The organism is Neptuniibacter caesariensis (assembly GCF_000153345.1).
Taxonomy (GTDB): Bacteria; Pseudomonadota; Gammaproteobacteria; order Pseudomonadales; family Balneatricaceae; genus Neptuniibacter; species Neptuniibacter caesariensis.
On record NZ_CH724125.1, the window covers coordinates 229,279 to 230,585 of the forward strand.

The 1,307-nt window shown below is 46.7% G+C and carries 1 protein-coding gene and 1 pseudogene; both read right to left on the minus strand.

Annotation, left to right across the window (positions count from 1 at the left end):
* Positions 1 to 202 (minus strand): annotated as a pseudogene (locus MED92_RS19050) (hypothetical protein); the annotation flags it as partial.
* A gap of 7 nt (positions 203 to 209) precedes the next feature.
* The coding region (gene fabF / locus MED92_RS01070; RefSeq protein ID WP_007019609.1) for a beta-ketoacyl-ACP synthase II at positions 210 to 1,307 on the minus strand (1,098 nt) is incomplete at its 5' end.

Genomic DNA, 1,307 nt, shown 5'->3' on the forward strand with positions numbered 1-1,307 from the left:
TATCCTCTTTGAGATCATTTATCACAGACTCAGGGAATGAAAGCTTTCTAAGCCCCTTGGCTAAGCGCTGCAGGTGCTCTTCAAAAAGATGAAGTCGACCTTTCTGAACAAGAACCGTCTCAAACAATCCATCTCCGTAGGCTAAACCCCGGTCGCTAACCGCTATCTCAGTTTCAGGAAGACCATTAATCCAACAACGCATCAAATACCTATAGATTCCTAAACAGCAATGTACCGTTAGTCCCGCCAAAGCCGAAAGAATTCGACAAAGCGGCATCAATACGACACTCTTGCGGCTGGTGTGCTACATAGTTGAGATCACATCCATCAGATGGGTTATTCAAATTAATTGTGGGCGGTGCAACCTGGTGTTTTAATGCAAGGGTACAAATAATCGCCTCAACAGCACCTGCTGCTCCCAGCAAATGCCCTATCATAGATTTTGTAGAACTCATTCTAACCTGCTCTGCGGCAGCACCCAGGACCTCTTTGGCAGCGTTTGATTCTGCTATATCCCCGGCTGGGGTGGAGGTGCCATGCGCATTGATATAGTGAATCTCATCTTTTGCCAATTGAGCGTCTTTAATGGCATTAGACATCGCCAGCGCAGCACCTTCTCCATTTTCAGGCGGAGCGGTCATATGAAATGCATCATCACTCATCCCAAATCCCGCCAATTCGCAATAAATTTGCGCACCACGCGATTTGGCATGCTCATACTCTTCGAGAATTAAAATGCCAGCACCATCGCCAAGCACAAATCCATCACGATCTTTGTCCCAGGGACGACTTGCTGCCTCGGGATCATCATTACGCGTAGAAAGCGCCCTTGCCGCAGCGAAACCTGCAATTCCAAGTGGAGTTGTTGCCATTTCAGCCCCACCTGCAACCATCACATCAGCATCGCCATACTGAATCATGCGCATAGCCTGCCCAATGTTATGTGTACCTGTAGTACAAGCCGTAGTGATAGCGATATTTGGCCCTTTAAAACCATGCTTAATGGCAAGATTGCCACCAATCATATTGATGATACTTCCAGGCACAAAGAAAGGTGAAACACGCCGAGGGCCAGAATTACTCAGAATATCTACATTCTTTTCAATCATCGGTAGACCACCGATACCAGAACCTATAGCACAACCAATACGAGGTGCATTTTGATCTGTTACTTCAAGCCCGGAATCATCAAGCGCTTGAGAAGCCGCAGCCATTCCGTATTGAATAAAGAGATCCATCTTGCGCGCGTCTTTGGGATTCATGTACTCAGATACATCAAAACCTTTAACAGACGCAGAAAAACGTGT